The 17,552-nt window shown below is 73.0% G+C and carries 13 protein-coding genes; 8 read left to right on the top strand and 5 right to left on the bottom strand.

What is annotated here, in order from left to right; genetic code table 11:
- Positions 1-333: 333 nt before the first annotated feature.
- A complete protein-coding gene (lanKC, locus tag ACIRBY_RS37770) occupies positions 334-2,943 on the bottom strand; it encodes a class III lanthionine synthetase LanKC (RefSeq protein ID WP_403909684.1) in 2,610 nt (869 codons plus the stop codon).
- Between the two features lie 238 nt (positions 2,944-3,181).
- Here lanKC and ACIRBY_RS37765 point away from each other — a divergent pair, with 238 nt between their 5' ends.
- From ACIRBY_RS37765 to ACIRBY_RS37755, 3 genes are all read left to right on the top strand, one after another.
- Positions 3,182-3,670, top strand: a complete 489-nt coding sequence (locus ACIRBY_RS37765; protein WP_403909681.1) for a hypothetical protein — start codon at positions 3,182-3,184, stop codon at positions 3,668-3,670.
- Positions 3,671-3,764: 94 nt separating this feature from the next.
- Entirely contained in the window at positions 3,765-5,474 is a 1,710-nt protein-coding gene (locus tag ACIRBY_RS37760; RefSeq protein ID WP_403909678.1) for a BTAD domain-containing putative transcriptional regulator, read from the top strand.
- 535 nt (positions 5,475-6,009) lie between these two features.
- Entirely contained in the window at positions 6,010-8,892 is a 2,883-nt protein-coding gene (locus tag ACIRBY_RS37755) for an AfsR/SARP family transcriptional regulator (RefSeq protein ID WP_403909675.1), read from the top strand.
- 240 nt (positions 8,893-9,132) lie between these two features.
- Here the strand turns inward: ACIRBY_RS37755 and ACIRBY_RS37750 are convergent, their stop codons facing one another.
- Positions 9,133-9,354 carry a hypothetical protein gene (locus tag ACIRBY_RS37750; protein WP_403909672.1) on the bottom strand — a complete coding sequence of 74 codons (222 nt, stop codon included), beginning with the start codon at positions 9,352-9,354 and terminating at the stop codon, positions 9,133-9,135.
- A 262-nt stretch (positions 9,355-9,616) separates the two neighbouring features.
- On the opposite strand from ACIRBY_RS37750, the gene ACIRBY_RS37745 reads away from it, so the two are divergent.
- The 4 genes from ACIRBY_RS37745 to ACIRBY_RS37730 all read left to right on the top strand — a co-directional run bounded on the left by ACIRBY_RS37745 (position 9,617) and on the right by ACIRBY_RS37730 (position 13,576).
- A complete protein-coding gene (locus ACIRBY_RS37745; RefSeq protein WP_403909669.1) occupies positions 9,617-10,756 on the top strand; it encodes a hypothetical protein in 1,140 nt (379 codons plus the stop codon).
- 52 nt (positions 10,757-10,808) lie between these two features.
- Positions 10,809-11,792 (top strand): hypothetical protein, encoded by a 984-nt coding sequence (locus ACIRBY_RS37740; RefSeq protein WP_403909666.1) that lies wholly within the window; start codon positions 10,809-10,811, stop codon positions 11,790-11,792.
- Between the two features lie 609 nt (positions 11,793-12,401).
- Positions 12,402-12,719: a hypothetical protein gene (locus ACIRBY_RS37735; protein ID WP_403909663.1), complete on the top strand. Its 318-nt coding sequence runs from the start codon at positions 12,402-12,404 to the stop codon at positions 12,717-12,719.
- Positions 12,719-13,576, top strand: a complete 858-nt coding sequence (locus ACIRBY_RS37730) for a hypothetical protein (protein ID WP_403909660.1) — start codon at positions 12,719-12,721, stop codon at positions 13,574-13,576. Before ACIRBY_RS37735 ends, ACIRBY_RS37730 begins: the two co-directional genes overlap by 1 nt.
- Before the next feature lie 180 nt (positions 13,577-13,756).
- On the opposite strand, the gene ACIRBY_RS37725 is transcribed toward ACIRBY_RS37730, so the two are convergent.
- Together ACIRBY_RS37725 and ACIRBY_RS37720 are read right to left on the bottom strand one after the other, a co-directional pair.
- Positions 13,757-14,188 (bottom strand): DUF2690 domain-containing protein, encoded by a 432-nt coding sequence (locus tag ACIRBY_RS37725; RefSeq protein WP_403909657.1) that lies wholly within the window; start codon positions 14,186-14,188, stop codon positions 13,757-13,759.
- An 83-nt stretch (positions 14,189-14,271) separates the two neighbouring features.
- The gene (locus ACIRBY_RS37720; protein ID WP_403909654.1) at positions 14,272-15,132 is read right to left on the bottom strand and encodes a peptidoglycan-binding protein; all 861 of its coding nucleotides are present in this window, start codon (positions 15,130-15,132) and stop codon (positions 14,272-14,274) included.
- A 233-nt stretch (positions 15,133-15,365) separates the two neighbouring features.
- Between ACIRBY_RS37720 and ACIRBY_RS37715 the strand changes: the two genes are divergently transcribed.
- A complete protein-coding gene (locus ACIRBY_RS37715; RefSeq protein WP_403909652.1) occupies positions 15,366-16,238 on the top strand; it encodes a DUF2690 domain-containing protein in 873 nt (290 codons plus the stop codon).
- Positions 16,239-16,986: 748 nt separating this feature from the next.
- Here the strand turns inward: ACIRBY_RS37715 and ACIRBY_RS37710 are convergent.
- The coding region (locus tag ACIRBY_RS37710) for a DUF429 domain-containing protein (RefSeq protein WP_403909649.1) at positions 16,987-17,552 on the bottom strand (566 nt) is incomplete at its 5' end.

Genomic DNA, 17,552 nt, shown 5'->3' with positions numbered 1-17,552 from the left:
GATGGACATGGTGTTCACCTCCTTTCGGTGCTCGTGCGGTCAGGTGCGCCGCCCGTGGTTCAGCGGCAAGCCGTGTAGATGCACTGGTAGCTGGCGCTGCTCAGGAGCAGGAGGCCGCTCTCCTCGTCCGCGGTCTCCAGCTGCTGGAGGTCGAGGATGGACATGGTCTTCACCTCCTTGACCGTCGGTGCGGGGCCGGGCGCTCCCGCCGGAGGCGGGAGACGGCTCAGGCGGCGGTGCCGTGGCAGGCGTAGCTGATGGCGCTGGCGAGCAGTGCGGCGCCTTCCTCCTCGGCGATCTCCAGCTGCTGGAGGGTGAGGACGGACATGGTGGTCACCTCCTTCCGGCGGTGGGGGACGGGCTGGACCGGGACCGGTGCAGCAGGCTTCGGGCGGCGGTGGCCGGTGCCGGCCCGCCGAGCAGGGGCAGGAGATGGTCGGTGCGGCGGTGGGCGCCGTCCATGGCCAGGAGCACTCCGGCCGATCCCGTGGCGAGGTCCATCGACAGCCGGACCAGGTGCCTGCCGGGGAAGGCGAGGCCGTCGCCGTGGGGTACGGCGTGCCGCCACAGGTCGCGCCGGTGCCCCCGGAGCGCGGCGTCGTCGTCGGCGCCGTGGCCGGCGGCCGTCAGGAAGTACAGCAGTCCGGCACGGCCGTCGAGCAGACCGGGGAAGACGGTGAACTGGCCGCGCGCCCCCAGCCGGATCGAGGCGAGGGCCTCGGCGAGGCCCGTGCCGGCGCGGTGCTTCAGGAAGGCCGCCAGGGCGAGTCCGATGCCGGTGGATCCGGTGCCGAGGTAGAGAACGGACCGCCAGCCGTCGTCGACCTGCAAGGAGCCTTCGACGTCGGCGCACTGGGCGAGGTCGCGGCGCAGCGCCGTCTCGGCGAGGTCGAGGTAACCGGGCTCGCCGGTGCGTTCGTACATGCGGACCAGGAACAGCGCGGCTCCGGCCGCTCCGGAGGTGAGGCCCGCGCCCGGGCTCTTGCCGGCCGGGCGGCCGCCCGTGGCTTCGATGCGCTGCGCGACGCGGTCGGCGATGCGGCGGGCATGGTCCAGATGGCCGCCGTCCCCGTGCCGGGCGTGGAAGCCGAGCGCGGTCAGACCCGTGCCGGGCAGTCCGGTCAGCAGACCGAGGCTCGTGGGTTCGCCGGTACGGCCGAGGGCCCGGCCCAGGATCTCGACGGCCTCCTCGTGCCGTCCCAGGAGGTCGAGGACGGTGGCCACCCCGCAGGAGCCGTTGAAGAGGCCGACGGGCGCGCGGTCGATGTCCCGCAGTGTCGTGGCGGTGAGCCAGCCGGTCCACGCGGGGTCGATGGCGTGGCCCGTGGCGTGCAGGGCGTACAGGACGCCCGCCGCGCCGTGGGACAGGTTGGTTCCGCCGCCCTCCCGCGCTCCGTCGGGATCGTTGGGGAAGAGCCGGTCGCCCCGGTGGGGGGTGGCGCAGGCGGTGAGCGCCGCGAGGAGCCCCGACCGGTTCTCCTCCCAGTCCCTGCCGACCGGTCCGGGGCCGGGCGCCGCCGGTGCGGTGGTCCCGCTGATCGACGCCATGGCGGCCGCGGCGTCATGGGCGTAGCCGGCCGGCAGGGGGAAGAGTTCGTGGGCCCACCGTGCGAGCTGGCCGGGCTTGGCCGGATCCGGGCCGGACAGCGCCGTCAGCGGGATGAACTGGCCCAGGCGCAGGGCGGCCAGGCCGTAGGCGTCGACGTCGGTGCCCGTCACATGGGCGGGCGCCGCGAATCCGGGCGCGCCCAGGAGACCGGTGCGCTCCTCGCCGATGAGGTGTGCGGCCTCCAGGTCGATGAAGGTGACGGTGTCGTCGGGGCGCACGATGACGTTGTTCGGGTGCAGATCGCCGAAGACGACCCCGGCCCGGTGGACGGCGGCGACCGCCGCGGCGACCGTGTCGAGGACCGCGAGCGACCAGCTCGTGTACTGCGCGTACGTCTGCGGCGTCGCCCCGGGCCGCACCAGCGGCAGGCGCAGCACGCCGGCCTTCGCCAGCGGGTCGCCGTCGATGTACTCCTGGACGAGGAAGTCGTGTTCCCAATGGGTCTCGTACCCCAGCACACGCGGTACGAGACCGGTCGCGGCCAGCGCGGTCAGCATCCGGTGCTCGTGCCGCAGGCGGGCGACGGCGTCCAGACCCCGCGCGTCCAGCCCGGCCAGGGGCCGTGCCTCCTTCAGCACCACCAGGTCGCCGCTCCCGGGGTCCTTGGCCAGGTAGACCCCGCCCCCGTTGGAGAAGTGCAGCGGCCGCACGATCTCGTAGGGCAGGTCGACGCGGCTGAGCACGCTGAACCGTTCGAGGCGCTCACGGACGAAGCCGGGCATCGGTGCCCACGGCGGCGGGGTGAACGCCGCGGTCCGCGGATCGGGCACGGGCGTTCCGTCCGGCCGGGCGATGGCCAGGACGGGAGCGTCGCCGCCGTCCCGGGCCCACCGCGCGGCGAACGCCCCGTACCGCAGGAACACCGGGCTGCGCTCGCTCCAGCGCAGGTCGGACAGGATGTACGGGCCCTGTTGCCCGTCCAGTGCGTCCGTGAGGGCGTCCAGCAGCGTCTTCAGCTCCGCCTCGTCTGCCGGGTAGACGGCGATGAACTTGCCCGAGGAACCGCGGTGGGCGTACTTGGAGTTGAACGCCGACAGCAGCCGGCCGCTGCGCAGGTACTTGAAGGCGACGCGGTGGGAGGCGCAGACGGCGGCGGTCCTGTCCAGGACCTCCTGGGCGGCCGGGACGTCGGCCGATACGTGGATCTTCCAGCCCTGGTCCGGCAGGGACCGGCCGAAGAACACCCGCACCCATACGTCCGCGTCGTCCTGCACCACGGTGGCGTCGCCCACCTGCGGCGGCGTCCAGCGTTCGTCCTCGTCCGCCAGGCGTTGCGGCACGTCGAAGAACACCGGGTCGGCCAGGCAGAACGCGTACATCTGTTCCAGGTTCATCGCTTCCTCCTCCCGCGATCCGTTCCGCCGTCCGCCGGCGGTTTCCCGAGGCGGACGGTCGGTCCGTCGTTCATGGCCACCACTGTGCGGCGGGCCGGTCCTCGTGCGATGGACGGTCGTCCATCACCGGTGATCACAGGACCGGCCGCCCGCTCATCACGCGTGGACGGCCACCGGCGAGATTCATCGCAGGCGGCCGCGGGGCCGCGCATCGTCAAGGAACAAGGGAAGAGCCCCCATGATCAACTCGAAGAGCGTCCGGATCGCGCTCGTCGCGCTCGCCGCCTCCGCGGCGGTGTTCACCGCCGGCCCGGCGCAGGCGGCGGCGCCCGCCCCGGCCCAGGCCCGCACCCAGGCCGCGACGACGGTCCAGCTCGCGGACCTGGTGGACTCGCCGATCTCGCCGATGCGCTGCCGCGACGACGGCCAGGGCTGCCCCCCGTCCCGCGACAAGGACGACTGCCGCACTCTGGACGCCCCGACCCACATCGACGATCTGACGCAGGATCACATGCAGCAGCGGATGCACGAGCGCGACGTCACCGAGGAAGACGTTCAGGATGCCGTGAGGATCGGCGCGCGAACCGCTGTGTGCCAGTCCAACGGCCGCTGGAAGTACGAGCTGGGGATCGGGCGCGCCGGGGCCACGCTGGTGGTCATCGTTGGCTGGAACAATTCCAAGCAGGAGTCGGTAGCCGTTTCTTCTTGGTGGGTGCTGCCGAAGTAACCGCGAGGCGGCCTGCCCGGACCACACCCGGGCAGGCCGCCGCCACGTCGCGCACGGCACCATGGAACCGCCCGACACCGTGGAAGGGGGCCGGATGCGCGCAGGGACCCCGGCCGCGTCCGACGGCGACGGCAGCCCCTTCTTCCGGTTGCTCGGGCCCGTCCGGGTGGGCTTGCCCGGCACTCCGGCAACCCGCCCGGGACCGCCGCGTCAGCAGGCTGTCCTGAGCACCCTGCTCCTGCGGCGCCGCCGCCCGGTCACGGTGGCCGAACTCGTCGCCGCCGTCTGGGGGCACGACGCCCCGGCCAGCGCGGCCGGGAACCTGCGCACCTACGCCTGGGGGCTGCGCACCCTGCTCGAACCCGGACGCGCGGCCGGGGAGCCGGCCCGCGTCCTGCGCGGCGACGAGCACGGATACGCGCTGCACACCCCGCCGGAATCGGTCGACGCCTGGCGGTTCGAGCAGCAGACCGAGGCCGCCCGCCAGGCCCGCGAACGCGGTGACACCGCCGCCGAACACGCCCTGCTGGCCGACGCGCTGGCCCTGTGGTCGGGGGAGGCCCTGGCCGGCGTCCCCGGCCCGTTCGCGGAAGAGGAACGCACCCGGCTCGCGGCCCTGCGCACGACCGCCCGCAAGCGGCACCTCGTCTGCGCCCTGCGCCTCGGCCTGCACCACACCGTGATCCCCGAACTGACGGCGCTCACCGCCGAGTTCCCGCTCGACGAGGAACTGCGGGCCCTGCACATGCGCGCCCTGCACGGCTGCGGCCGGCAGGCGGAGGCGTTCACCGTGTTCGCCGACACGCACCGGGTCCTGGCCGAGGAACTCGCCGTCACCCCCTGCCCCGAACTGACGGCCCTGCACGCCCGCCTGCTCGCCCGGAACCCGCCACCCCTCGTGCCCCGGCAGGCCCACGCCCCTGCCCGGCCACCCGAGCCGACGGCCGCGCTCCCGGACGGGGCGGAACGCGCCCTCGCCACGGCGAAGCGCGCCCTCACCGAAGGGGCGGACCGCGGGGGCGTCCCCGTGCTGGCGATCACCGGGCCCGGCGGGGCGGGCAAGACGGCACTGGCCGCACGGATCGCGGACGGCGTGGCCGCCCGCTTCCCCGACGGCCGGCTCTTCGCCGACCTGCGGACCTGGAGCCCGGTCCCCGGCGGACCCGGCCCGCTCCTGGCCCACCTCCTGCACGCCCTCGGGGTCCCGGCCGCCCGGATCCCCGCCGACCCGGAGCAGCGCGCCGCGCTCTACCGGTCGGCCCTCGCGACCCGGCGCGTCCTCGTCGTCCTCGACGGCGCCCGCGACGCGGCGCAGGTCGCGCCCCTGCTGCCCGGCACGCCCGGGAGCGCCGTGGTCCTCACCACCCGCTCCCGCGTCCTCGCACCCACCCTGCCCGCCTCGACACGCATCGAGCTCCCCGCGCCACCCCCCGCGGACCCGTCCGGCGGCGCGGACGGCAGCGCACCCGACAGCATCGCACCGAACAACAGCGCACCGAACAACAGCGCACCGGACACCAACGCACCGGACACCAAAGCACCGGACGGAGACGAACGGGACGGAGACGAACGGGACAGCGCCGCACCGGGCCAGGAGGACCTGCCGCCCGAACTGGCCCGTGCCGCCCGCCGGCTCCGGCTCACCCTCACCCGTTCCGGAGCCGGCGCGCCGTCCGTCGACGCCCTCGCGGCCGTGCTGGGCACCGGCCCCGCGGACGCGGCCCTCATGGCCGAGGCGCTGGTGGACGCGGGGGTCCTGGACACTCCCGCCCCGGGCACCTACTGCCTGCCGGCCCGCCCCTGAAGGGACCGGCGGCCACCCGCGTCCCGGATTTCGTGACGCCTGCCGGAGTTTCGTCACGATCGCCGGCCCGCCGCGTGCTCCCGGCTCGGCTCACGCCGGCGGTGCTCACCTCCACCCCGTCCCGCCACACCTGCGGCCTCCCCGCACCCACCCGCGGGGCGGGGGAGCCTCCCCGCACCCCGGAGGTCCCCCGCTGAATACCGTTCCGCGACGGCGGGCGCCGGCCCGCTCCGGCCGCGCCGGGACGCCCGTCACCGCATGCCTCCTAAAGGTGCATGGCATTCACATGATCCTTTGAGGGTGCAGTCATGCCGCGGGCCGCCCTGGCAAGGTCGTTCCAGGCCCGGCGGACCGGTTCCCCCTTCCGGACCGCCGGGCCACAGGACCCGTCTGCCCTTCAACGGAGGTGACGCCGTGCGCACGATCGCCGCGGACATCCCGGCCGGCCCCGCCCCGACCGGGCCCGCCCCGACCACCCGCTCCCTCCCGGGCCCCGCGGACGAACGGACACCCCGTCGCAAGGAGGGAGCCCGACGTGAACAGCGCTGAGCCCGAACTGTTCTTCTCCGTCCTCGGAGCGGTCCAGGTCCGGCGGGGCGACGCACCCCTCCCCCTCGGATCGCCGCAGCAGCGGGCGCTGCTCGCGATGCTCCTCCTGCGGCGCGACGACGTCGTGGACCTCGACGAGATCGTCGAAGGCCTGTGGGGAGAGGAACTGCCGCGCACGGCCGTGGGCACGGTCAGGTCGCACGTCTACCGGCTCCGGCGCGCGCTCGGTCCCCGGATAGCCACCCACGGCCAGGGATACCTCCTGCACACCGCCCCGGGCACGCTGGACCTCGACGCGTTCGACCGGATGGTCGCCGAGGCCCGCGCGTGCACCGCCGCGCAAGAGCCCGCCGAGGCGGCCCGACTGCTGGCCCGGGCGCTCGGCCTGTGGCAGGGGCCCCCGCTCGCGGGGATCCCGGGCCCGCACGCCGCGATCCACCGCGAACGCCTCTCGGAACTGCGGCTGTCGGTGCTGCTCGAACGCGTCGAGCTCGACCTGGAGCTGGGGCGCCACGCCCGCCTCGTTCCCGAACTGACCAGGCTCTGCGCGGAACATCCCCTGCACGGGAGGCTGCGCGAACTGGCCGGGCTCGCGCTGGCCCACAGCGGCCGCGGCGTCCGCACGGCCCAGGACGAGCAGCCCACGCGCCCCCACCGGCCCCCCGGGACACCGCCCGCCGCCGACGACCCCTCCACGCCCGGCGAGGCACCCGCCGACGACCCCTCCGCACCGGGCGAGGCACCGGGCCGGCCACCCGGCCGCCCCACCCGCACCGCACGACCCACACCGGCCCAACTCCCCTTCTCACCGGACCGCCTCGTCGGCCGCACCGAGGCGGTGCAGGACCTCCTCCGCACCCTGACGACCCCTCCCCCCGAATCCGTCGCCGTCGCCGTGGTCACCGGCACCGGGGGCGTCGGGAAGAGCGCACTCGCCGTCCACGTCGCCCGGCGGCTGCGCGACCGGTTCCCGGACGGACAGCTGTACGCGGGCCTGCGCGGCACCTCGGCCGACCCCGCCGACCCCGGCACGGTTCTGGCCGGCTTCCTCCAGGCCCTCGGGCTGCACCCGGGGGAGATCCCGGACGGCCCGCACGAACGGGCCACGCTCTTCCGCACGACGGTGGCCGACCGGCGGATCCTGCTGCTCCTGGACGACGCCCGCGACACCGCCCAGGTCGAGGCACTGCTCCCGGGTTCGCCCACCTGCGCGGTGATCGTCACCGGCCGTGCGGCCCTGGACGGACTGCAGACCGTGCGCCGCGTCCGCCTCGAACCCCTGGCCGCCCCCGACGCGCTGGCCGTCCTCGGCACCGTCGCCGGTGCGCAGCGCATCGCCGCCGAGCCCGTACAGGCGGCGGCCCTGGCCGAGCGGTGCGGCGGGCTGCCCCTGGCCCTGCGCCTGGCCGGCGCGCGGCTCGCGGCCCGGCCCTCGTGGTCCCTCTCCGACTTCGTCCGCCTCCTCGACGGCTGTCACCCCGCCTTTCCCGCGCTGCCCCCGTTCTCCGTGTTCCCCGCGCCGGCCGGAACCCAGGACGGCATCACGGCGTGCGTCCGGCCCAGCTATGACCTGCTCGACGGCGAAGAGGCCCGCCTGTTCCGGCTGCTGGCGCTCCCCGGCCGGGGTGCCAAGGACGTCGCGGGCGCGGCAGCCCTCGGCGGGCTGTCACCGGCGCGCACCGGGCAGTTCCTGGAACGTATGACCGGACTCGGCCTCCTCGCCTCGCCCTCCCCCGGGGTCTACCGCCAGTACCCCCTGCTCCGGACGTTCGCGGCCGAGCGCTCCCGCGACGGCGACCGCCCCGAGGAACGGGCGGCGGCCCTCACCCGCTTCCTCGACCACCTGCTCGCCGAGGCCCGCACCGTCCACGCCGCCGAACGCCCGGGACACCGCGTCCCCGGCCTGCTGCCCCCCGACGGCCACCCCGGCCGCCCCGACAGCCGGCGGCGGCTGCTCGACCCCGGGCACGACGACGCGCTCACCGCCGCCGCGCGGATCCTCCACGCCGTGCCGTCGGCCGTCTCCACGGCCGCCGACCTCGCGCTCGCCGTCGAACCGCTCCTGGAGGACTCCCACCTCTGGGCCCGGTCCGTCGACCCGCTCCGCACGATGCTGCGGACCGCCCAGGACCAGGGACACCTTCGCGCGGTGGGCCGCGCCGGCTACGTGCTCGCCAGCGCCCTGGCCCAGCTGGGACGGCTGGACGAGGCGGACCGGATGCTGGACACCAGCGAACACGCGGCGCGGGCGGTACGGGACGACGCGGTGCACGCCGCGATCCTCAACCGCCGGGCCCTCCTGTGCCAGTACCGGGCGCGCTGGCACCAGGCCGACGCCCTGCACCAGGAGGCCGTCGCCGCCGGAGAGGCCTGCGGCAGCGACTGGGCCGGCCGTCACGCCCGCGCGAGCAGCGTCAGCACACTGCTGCGCCTCAGCCGGCGCGACGAGGCCGCCGAGATCAGCCGGACCACCCTCGCGTCGGCCGTCGACGCGGGCGACCGGGGCGCCGAGGCGTACGCCCTGTACAACCTGGGGCTCACCGCCCGCCACCTCGGCCGCACCGACGAGGCGGTGGCCCGGCACCGGCAGAGCGCCGAACTGGGAGCGCGGTACGGATCCCCCGCGATGGAAGCCATGAACCTGGTGTCGGAAACCGCCGCCCAACTGGCCGGCAACCGCCTGCCGGACGCCGTGGACTGCGGCGAGCGCGCGGTCGCCGCGACCCGCCGCCTCGGCTGGCACACCGCCGAGGCCCGAGCCCTCCGCCTCCTGAACACCGCCCGTGCAGCAGCCGCCCACCACAAGCGAACCCTCCCCCCACCACAACAGCCCCGCCACCCACACGCCCCACCCCTACCGCGTCTGTGACAGGTCACTGCAGCCACACCGTCCTAGCCCCTGTACGCCCCTGTCCGGGCGTCCGGAAGTCGCCGGAGAGGCGCAGCGCCGTGAGGCTGAGCTTGGCAGGGTCGATCGCGGCGACCGGTGCAGGCCTATCCGGCCGCCGGGTGCCCGTGTGGCCGGTGGGTGATCACGAAAGTGCCCTGGGGCCCGTCCGTGTGGACGGGCCCCAGGGGCGTGTGGGTGGTGGTGCGGGTCGGCGGGGCCTCAGAGGAGGCCGAGCTCCTTCTCGATGTAGGCGACGATGCCCAGCGCGGCCGTGAAGGTCCCGCCGGCGGAACAGGCGCCCACGAGCGGGCTGCCGCCGAGGTGGCGGATGAGCATGTAGGCGACGAAGGCGGCGATGACCCCGCAGAGGATGGCGATGATGATCGCCATGACCTTCTCGGTCTTCGTCGGGACGCGCGCGGGCGGGTTGGTGACGGCCATCGGTGGCTGGTCCTCTCTGGTCCCCTGACCGCCCCGTGTGGAGCGATCTGCCCTGAGCCAACCCCCCTGGCCCGCACGTGCCGAGAGCAAGATCGTTCTTGGATTTTCCAGGCCTGCCGTGCACAACGTCCACCCAGGTCAAGGGGTATGAATGCGCGCCAGATGAACGAGATCGACATCAGGGTGTAATACCCACTGAACAGGGCATCCCGGCCATGCGGGATGCTGGTCGTCCAAGACGGTGGCGAAAGGGGCCGCACGGATGGCGACTTGGCGGGAACAGTTAGCACAAGCGGAAGACTGGAAGGGCTACCGCACCGCGCTGCGGACCCTGCGGGAAGGCGGGCCGGTCTTCGACGAGCTGCCCGCCCGGAGCGAGGAGATCGCCAAGAAGGTGCCTGGACTGCGCGGCTACTCCAAGTCCGCCTTCGCGCAGCTGCTGCCCCCGAACGTGCCCGATATCCGCCCGGAGTGGCCCAAGGTCGAGCTTGTCGTCCGGATCTGCGCCGAGCACCAGGGCGCCGAGAACGTCACCGCGGTCGTACGCCAGTGGGCCGACGCGTACCGCGTCTGCGGCGGAGACCCGGGAGAGCGCTTCCCGCCCACGCCGCAGCAGAAGGAGACTCCCGCAGCCCCCGCACCCGAGCCCGCACCCGAGCCGGCCCGCGCCCCGGTGCCGGATCCGGTGCCCACCCCCGCTCCCTCACCGAACGGCAGGCCCGAACGGGCGTGGTGGCGCTCGAAGCCCGCCGTGGCGGCTGCGCTGCTCCTGGCGGCGGCGGCCCTGGTCCTCGGGTCGATCCAGATCAACTTCTACCTCAATCAGTACAACGACGGCGCGCAGCCCCCCGTGGAGCAGACCGGACCGTCGCAGCCGACGGGGACGAAAGCCATCGGGCCCACCTCCGGCCAGCCCGGCACCACCAAGCACACCAGCACGCCTAGCCCCAGCCCCAGCGCGAAGACGAGCGCCCCGAAGACGGAGGAGCCCGCGAACATCGGCCGGGGCCGCGGCGGGGGCCAGAACGGCGGCTCAGGGCTGTTCCACCCGGTCGAGCCGGTCGACCAGCCCACGGGTACCGTCCACAGCGCGCACGTCGCGTGGTCCGACGACGGCGGAGGCGGCGGGTCGACGGCCGACACCGTCAACGTGTACTCCTCGTACCGCAAGGACGACGACTTCGCTCAGCGGTTGGGCACGCTCAACCGCACCGACGCGATCAAGGTGGTGTGCCAGGCCGCCGGCGGCCGCGGCGTCGGCGTCGGACCCGCCTACCCGGGCCCCGCCTCCGCCAAGGAGCGCGACGCCCAGGGCATCTGGTACCGCACCACCGAGCCTCTGAACGGCTGGATCCCCGGCGTCTACGTGGACACCGGCATGGACTCCCTCCCCGCCTGCTGACCGCCGGCCCGTACCGCGCACGTACGACGCACCAGCGAAAGGGAAGCGCCCCATGGCCCCCGATTCCCGATCCGCCCCACCCCCGAAGAAGTCCCGCACGCTGGCGCTCAGCGCCGCGGCGGTCACCGCGATCGCCCTGACCGCCGCGGGCATCGGCTACCTCGCCGGCAGCTCCGAGCCGCATGACGCCAAGACCCGCAACGGCATCGCCGTGGCCGGGAACACCACGCTGCCCTTCCCGGAGGTCAGCCGGACCGCCGGCCTGAGCCGGGTGAAGACGGACAGCCCCGGGGACCCCGTCAAGATCCGCCCCTGCCCCGGCCCCGCACCCGCCGGCGCCCACGACTGCCAGGGCACGGAGTTCCTCGACGACGGCGCCGCCGTGCAGATGTGGTGCCTGCAGGACACCACCGCGCCCCAGGGCTACCCAGCCACCCACAGGCGCTGGTTCTACGTGATCCAGTCCGACCGCAGCCCGCACCCCGGCCGGACCGGATGGATCTACTCCGCGCTCATCCCGACCACCGAGCAGATACGCGTTCCCGACTGCACCATCGAACGGATCCTGGCCGCCGGCCCGCTGCCGACGTACCCCGCCGAGCCCACCGCCGAGCCGACCACCGCCCCACCGGCCCCCACCGGGCCCCCCGCGGCCGCCACGCCCCCACCCGCAGCCCCCGCGACGCCCAAGGCCCCCGAGCCGACGCCCCCGCCGACGACACCCACCACCGAGCCCCCGAAGGCCGCCACGCACACGATCCGCGAGCAGACCGGCAGGTTCGGCGCGCCCGCCTTCCTCAACGCCCACGGCGCCAAGGGCCCCGGCGAGCGGATCCCCGCCCACACCTGGGTCGACGTCGAGTGCCGCGTCTACGCGCCCGAAGTCGAGTCCGCCAGGAATGACGGCTGGTGGTACCGGATCACCACCAGCCCGTGGAACAGCAGTTACTACGCGGCCGCCAACGCCTTCATGAACGGCGACGCCCCCGGCCACACCCCGCCCACCAACACCGACTGGTCCGTCCCAGTCTGCTGATTCGGCCTTCTCCCCGGAGCGGGGCGGGCCGGAAGCCGACAGGGAGACCTGTGGGTGATGTCTCTGCGTCGAGGGGGCGGGAGTCGTGCGTCCGCAGGCATGGAAATGGCTCGGCCTCCCCGCTCACACGCCAGAGGCGCATGTGTCCCGCGTGCCGGAGCGTGCGGGCGGGGAGGCCGAGCCGTGGGCGTCCTGTTGGCGCAGGGCACCCGGGTGTCAGCGTGTCCGAGGTCAGGACGAGCGCCGAGGATCACGGCCCTGGGGCCGCTGAGGACTCCATCGTGCTCTCTCCGGATGTTGTTCATCCAGCGTAGTGGCACAACGGATTTGTTACGAACCCGATCCTGGGTTGTTTTCGCAGGTCAAGGCACATTCTGGGGTTCTTCACTTCGGTTTCGAAGGCGGGACCGGAAGAGTGAAAATCACGCTCTGTACCTGCGTGACGGCATGGGTCAACATGAGTGGGTGTCATCGGTTCCGCATCTCCAGGGAGTTGGCGCTCTCAGGCGGAACCAGTCCGAGGTCGGCAGGGTCCATCGCCATGGAATCCGGTACCGCGTGCCTCCACCGGTGATGGACCCTGCCTTGACAGGAAGGTCCGAGACCCCGATGCAAGCTCACACGCACCCCCGCGGCGGCATCTGCCTGCCCACGCCCCTCTCCGGACTGTGGGGCATCGCGCCGCTGAGCGCGATCCGCCGCCTCTGGGAGAACTCCACCCGTTTCATCCAGCACCGCGCCGCCTCCGCGGCCCGGCTCGCCCTCTACATCGTGGCCGGCACGCTCGCGGGGATGGTCGGCCGCGCCGTCGGCCTGGCGCCGGCGGAGTCGATCGGCCTCGGCCTGAACGTCGCGGCCACGGTCGCCGCGTTCTGGCCGCCCCGGCGGGTCCGCCGCCGCATCATGCGCCGGACGGGGCGCTGCTGATGCCGCGCCAGCCCAGCCCCATCAGCGCCGAGGCATCCGCCGAGCTCCGCGAGCTCGCCAGCGGCATGCGCGACCTCAAGGAGACCGCGGGGCTCACCTTCTCCGCCCTCACCGAGCGCGTGCACTACTCCACCGCGTCCCTCTCGGGCGCGGTGTCCGGCAAGAAGCTGCCCACCTGGGAGGTGACCTGGGCCTTCATCCACGGATGCGACCCGGCCGCGGACGAGCAGGTCTGGAAGCAGCGGTGGGAAGCCGCTGAGGAAGGAGAGCTCCGCCGCAGCGAGGCCGAGGCCTCCGACGCCGACACGGCCGTGCGCCGGCCGGGCGGGGCTCCCCGCCAGCGCCGGTCGACCGTCGCCGAACTCGTCCGCGAGGAGGTCGAGCGCCGGCAGCAGACCACCGCCTGGAGCCCGTCGGAGGCCATGACGGTCAGCACCGCGCTCGCGCTGTGCACGACCCCCTACGACTTCCGCGAGCTCCTGCGGGACCTCATGGAGACGCAGGGCCTCACCTCCAACGAGATAAGGGCCAACGCCCGCAACAAGGGGATCGTCCTCGGCCGCGGAGACGTCTTCTCCGTGCTCCACGGCAGCGAGATCCCCGAGACCGAGCCCCTCCACGGCTTCCTCCTGGGCTGCAACGTGGGGTTGGTCCGGATCAACGAATGGCACCGCACCGCGACCCGGATCAAGATCTCTCATGCCAGGCGCATGGACCCGGAGGAGACCGAAAGGCAGCGCTTCGCCGCCTGGCGGGCGTTCTGGGCCAGGCTCAGCTTCGAGACCGCACTCAGCATGATCTCCACCATCCTGTTCCTCACGGTCCAGCTGGCGTCGATCTTCAAGAACGGCATCTGACCCCACCACGACCTGGAGGGCCGCCCGCAGAAAGGGGGCGGCCCTCTTCCACGTCGCCGGCGCTCCGACAGCAGCCAGAGCCTCTCCTGCCGACCGGCAGGTCCGCCAACCGGTTGGCGGACCTCCAGGCACCCGATGGAGAGGGTTGGCATCGTGCTGGCCGCCAGGGAGAGGCGCTGGTCAGTGCCAGCCCGTGCATTCCCAGTCGTTCGGGCGGCCGGTGTTCGCCTCGTAGCAGGCTCGGTAGCCCTTGTGGGCGCTGACCATGGCGGTGTAGGCGTTGTAGTGCGGGGAGGCGTGCTCGACGTAGGGCTGGCTGCGCTTGACGTCGAGCTTGAACCGCCATGAGCCGTCGCCCTTGTCGCTGATTACCCAGGCTGCGGTGCACGCCGCCGAGTAGCGCAGGTAGGCGGAGGGTCCGTCCGGGTTGTGGGCGATGGCGATGGTCTTCGCGTCCCGGTCGCAACGCTGGGCGTGGGGGTTCTTTCCGGTACAGGAACTCCCGGTGCATCCCGGCGCCGCCGCGGATGCCGGTGCGGCGGTGGCGCCGAGGAGGAACAGGGTGCTGAGGCTCAGGCCCATGAGGGCTCCTCCGAAGCGGCTGAGGTTCATTTTCGGGCTCCTGGTGTCTGGACGGGGTCAGGTCTTGGGCGGGCAGCAGCATGGGGGTAGGGGCCGGCCCCTACCCATGGGGCTCAGCTCTTGGCGTTCCAGGCACAGTGGACGTGGGTGTCGTGCTCCGGGTACCCGGGGCCGAGGACCTGGGAGGCGCCGAGGAAGTAGCAGGCGCTTTCGAGGCGTTCGGCGAGTTCGCGGCCCTTGCCCTTCAGGGCGACGTGCACTCCGTTGATCTCGCTCGTGTCGAAGGCGACACCCTTGTAGTGCAGCGAGTCCCGGCTGTGATCGCCGCCGGCGACTTCGGTGATGTTGAGGGAGAAACCGTGGTTGGCGTTGAGCTGAAGGAGGCCGCGCAGCATGCGCTCGTTCAGCTCGACCCGCTCGCCGTGGGCGTCGCCGTACGAGCTCGTCAGCGCACTCTTTCCGTCCCCCGTGTCACGGATGTTGCTGAGCGCGGTGGAATCGAGGTGGGGGCCGCCGATGGGCTTGGAGTGCGCGTCGAGCGGCGTGATGCCGTGGCGGTTCATGATCTGCTGAGCGAGGGCAGCACGGTCGCCACCCACCGCAGCGCCGGGCGAGTGCTCCAGGGAGGCCCGGGTCTTCGGGCCGACGACGCCGTCGGCCTCCAGACCGTGGGCCTTCTGGAAGTACTTGACCGCTGCGACGGTGGCGCTGTCGAAGACGCCCGTCGTCTTGACCGGGCTGCCGAGGAGGGCCAGACGTTCCTGGAGCCTGCTGACGGCCTCACCCCTCGTGCCCGGACGCAGGGCGAGGGGGACGACCGGGGGGATCGACCACTCGGGCTGGGGGGTGAGGTGGCGGCCGGGGGGAACCGACTCGGCGTTGGCGCTTATGGCTGCGCCCGTCAGGACGAGCCCGGCCACAGCGGCGGAGGCGAGCACGCGGCCCGTTCGGGTGGCAGGCAGGGAGAACTTCACGGTGGGGCTCCTTCAGGCGTGTGGTCCCTCGTCCGGGCATGGCGAACAGCGCCCGTGCGGGGGTGGGTTGTGGGATGTCGCCGGGACTTCGCACCGGCTGATCTCCAGATTGCCCAACCCTTCGACCCGCTTCTACGCTGTGCGGGCCGTCGGCTCATGCAGGCATATCCACGGCGCATGCATGGCTGTGAGCTGCGGATATGCAGAGGCCAAATCGAAGGGGGAACACACGGATGCGGCAGAACCGACCCGTCGGGCAGGCCGGAGAACCCGAGCCCGGGGCGTCGCCGGCGCGAGTGGAGCTGGCTCGCTTACTCCAGCAGTGGCGCAAGGAGGCCGACAAAGCCCCCACGCAGGAAACCGTCGCCAGGCACGTCAGCCTCAACCAGGGCACCCTGTCGCGTTACGAGAACGCCAAACAGGACGTCCCCGAAGCGGTGATCCGATCCCTCGCGGAGTACTACAAGCGGACCGAGACGGATCTCGCCCGCGCCTTGGACCTCAGGACCCGGGGCACCGACGAGCCGCCCGGCGACCCCGCTGGGCGCGATACGACCCCTGATGTACGCGCGGGCCGCGGCAGGAAGGGCAAGACGATCCTCCTGGGAACAGCGGCTGCGGCCGTCCTCATGGGCGGCACCATCGCCGCCACCCTCTACCTCTCGGACTCCGGCACGGTCACGCCCACGTCTTCGGTCTCCTCCACCGCGTCGGCCCGGCCCGCTGCTGCGCCTGCAACCTGCAATGGCAGCACTTGCGTCCACACCGAACCGACGGCCACCGTCTGCCAGAACGACGCCGTCACCACCGCCGAGGGACGTGATTTCGGCGTCCACATCGAACTGCGCTACAGCCCTGGCTGCCACGCTGCCTGGGGCAAGCTGACCGGAAGTTCTCCCGGGGACCGCGTCCAGGTCTTCGGCAAGGAAGGCAACCCACCACACCAGGAGGAGTACCGGCAGCAGACCGGCCGCACGGCTCACACACAGATGGTGGAGGCCGGCGGCCCGAACGACAGTCGTGCCTGCGCCGTCATCGACTCACGCGGCACCGTCTGCGCCAGCCCCCTCCCCTCAGCCGGGAGCAGCACACCGACACCACGCTAGGCCGATCCCGACCCTGGCTGCAGCGCTACGACGGAGCGGATGGCGTCCCCGAGGGCCGGCACACTGGAGGAACTCGTTGGGGTGCGGGTGGCCCAGCACTGCCCGGTGTGAACGCGGACGGCGGGCCGGCCGGTGCCGATGACGTGCTCGATCAGCCAGTCCGGGGGCAGGGCACAGGCCTGCGCTCGGCCTGCGCCGCGGCCAGCTGTCCTTCGGCGCTGTCCAGTCGTGGGCGCGACGGCCCAAGTCGATGCCCAGGATCTCTCCCTGAAGGTGCGGCCCCGTGATCCTCACTGAGAAGCCCTTCTTTCAACACCGACCGGCGGTACCACTCGAAGTGGTCGAGCGGAGCACTCGGTCACATTCGGCGGTGGCGCAGCTCCGGCGCGCTTGCGGGGTTTGGCGGCTGGTGGTGCAGCACGTGCGCGAAATTCGCCGTGGCTAACCCCTTCGTGATCCACAGTGCCGTTCGCGCAAGGAGTTGACCGTCATTGACATGCCGGCAATGGGTGGGGAGTCGACCGTGGACGAGTCCGGTCGGGAGCCGGCCCCGCGCCGCCGACCCTCGGCGGCCCTTCGATGGGCGGGCCGGGGCGCCGGGGGACCCGCTCGCTGGTTGGGGGTGCCTTTGGCTCGCCCGTCCAGGTGACGTGGGGGCCTCGCGCACGCATGGGCGGTCTGTGCGTCTGTGCCGAGGTCCGCCATCGCGGTATCGGCCACCGCACGCCCGCCGAATCGGCGAGGAGGGTCAGGGGGTTACTCCGTCCCGCACGACGGTGAGTGGGAGGTTCCGGTGAGGGAGGTGTATCCAGCCTTCGACCGCGGCCACGGCATGTTCCTCGTCCGTGGTCGGCAGGTGGGTCATCCCGCACGCTGCGGCCCGGGCGACGACCGCGGAGATCAGGGCGTCCAGGTCGTGGTCGCTGCGCCTGCACCGGTCGCGCACACATTCGCTGAGGTTGAGGCTCAAGCCGTCGGCGAGGCCGACAAGGATCTCGGCCCTCGCGGCAAGGGCGCCGGGCTTGGAGCCCTTGTAACCGACCTTGCCGGCAAGCCCCCACTGGATCAGCGCGAACGCCGGGTAGACCTCGGCGACCGGGCCGGAGCCGTCGCGGGGAACAGGGGGGCCTGCCGCAGCCAGACGTTCCAACAGGTCCACTGCTCGCATGGCGACGATGCCCAGCTTGTCGGCAGCGACCGACAGGGGCCGCTGCTTCCCGGTGCGATTTCTCGGTTTGGGGGTGGTGGGGTGAGAGACAGTGAGGTTCTGGGGTGTTGATGCTGGTCGGGACATGTCTAGGGGGCTGGTCTCGC

It is taken from the genome of Streptomyces sp. NPDC096136 (genome assembly GCF_044763325.1).
In the GTDB taxonomy this organism is placed as follows: domain Bacteria; phylum Actinomycetota; class Actinomycetes; order Streptomycetales; family Streptomycetaceae; genus Streptomyces.
This window is presented reverse-complemented; position numbering and strand designations above follow the sequence as displayed.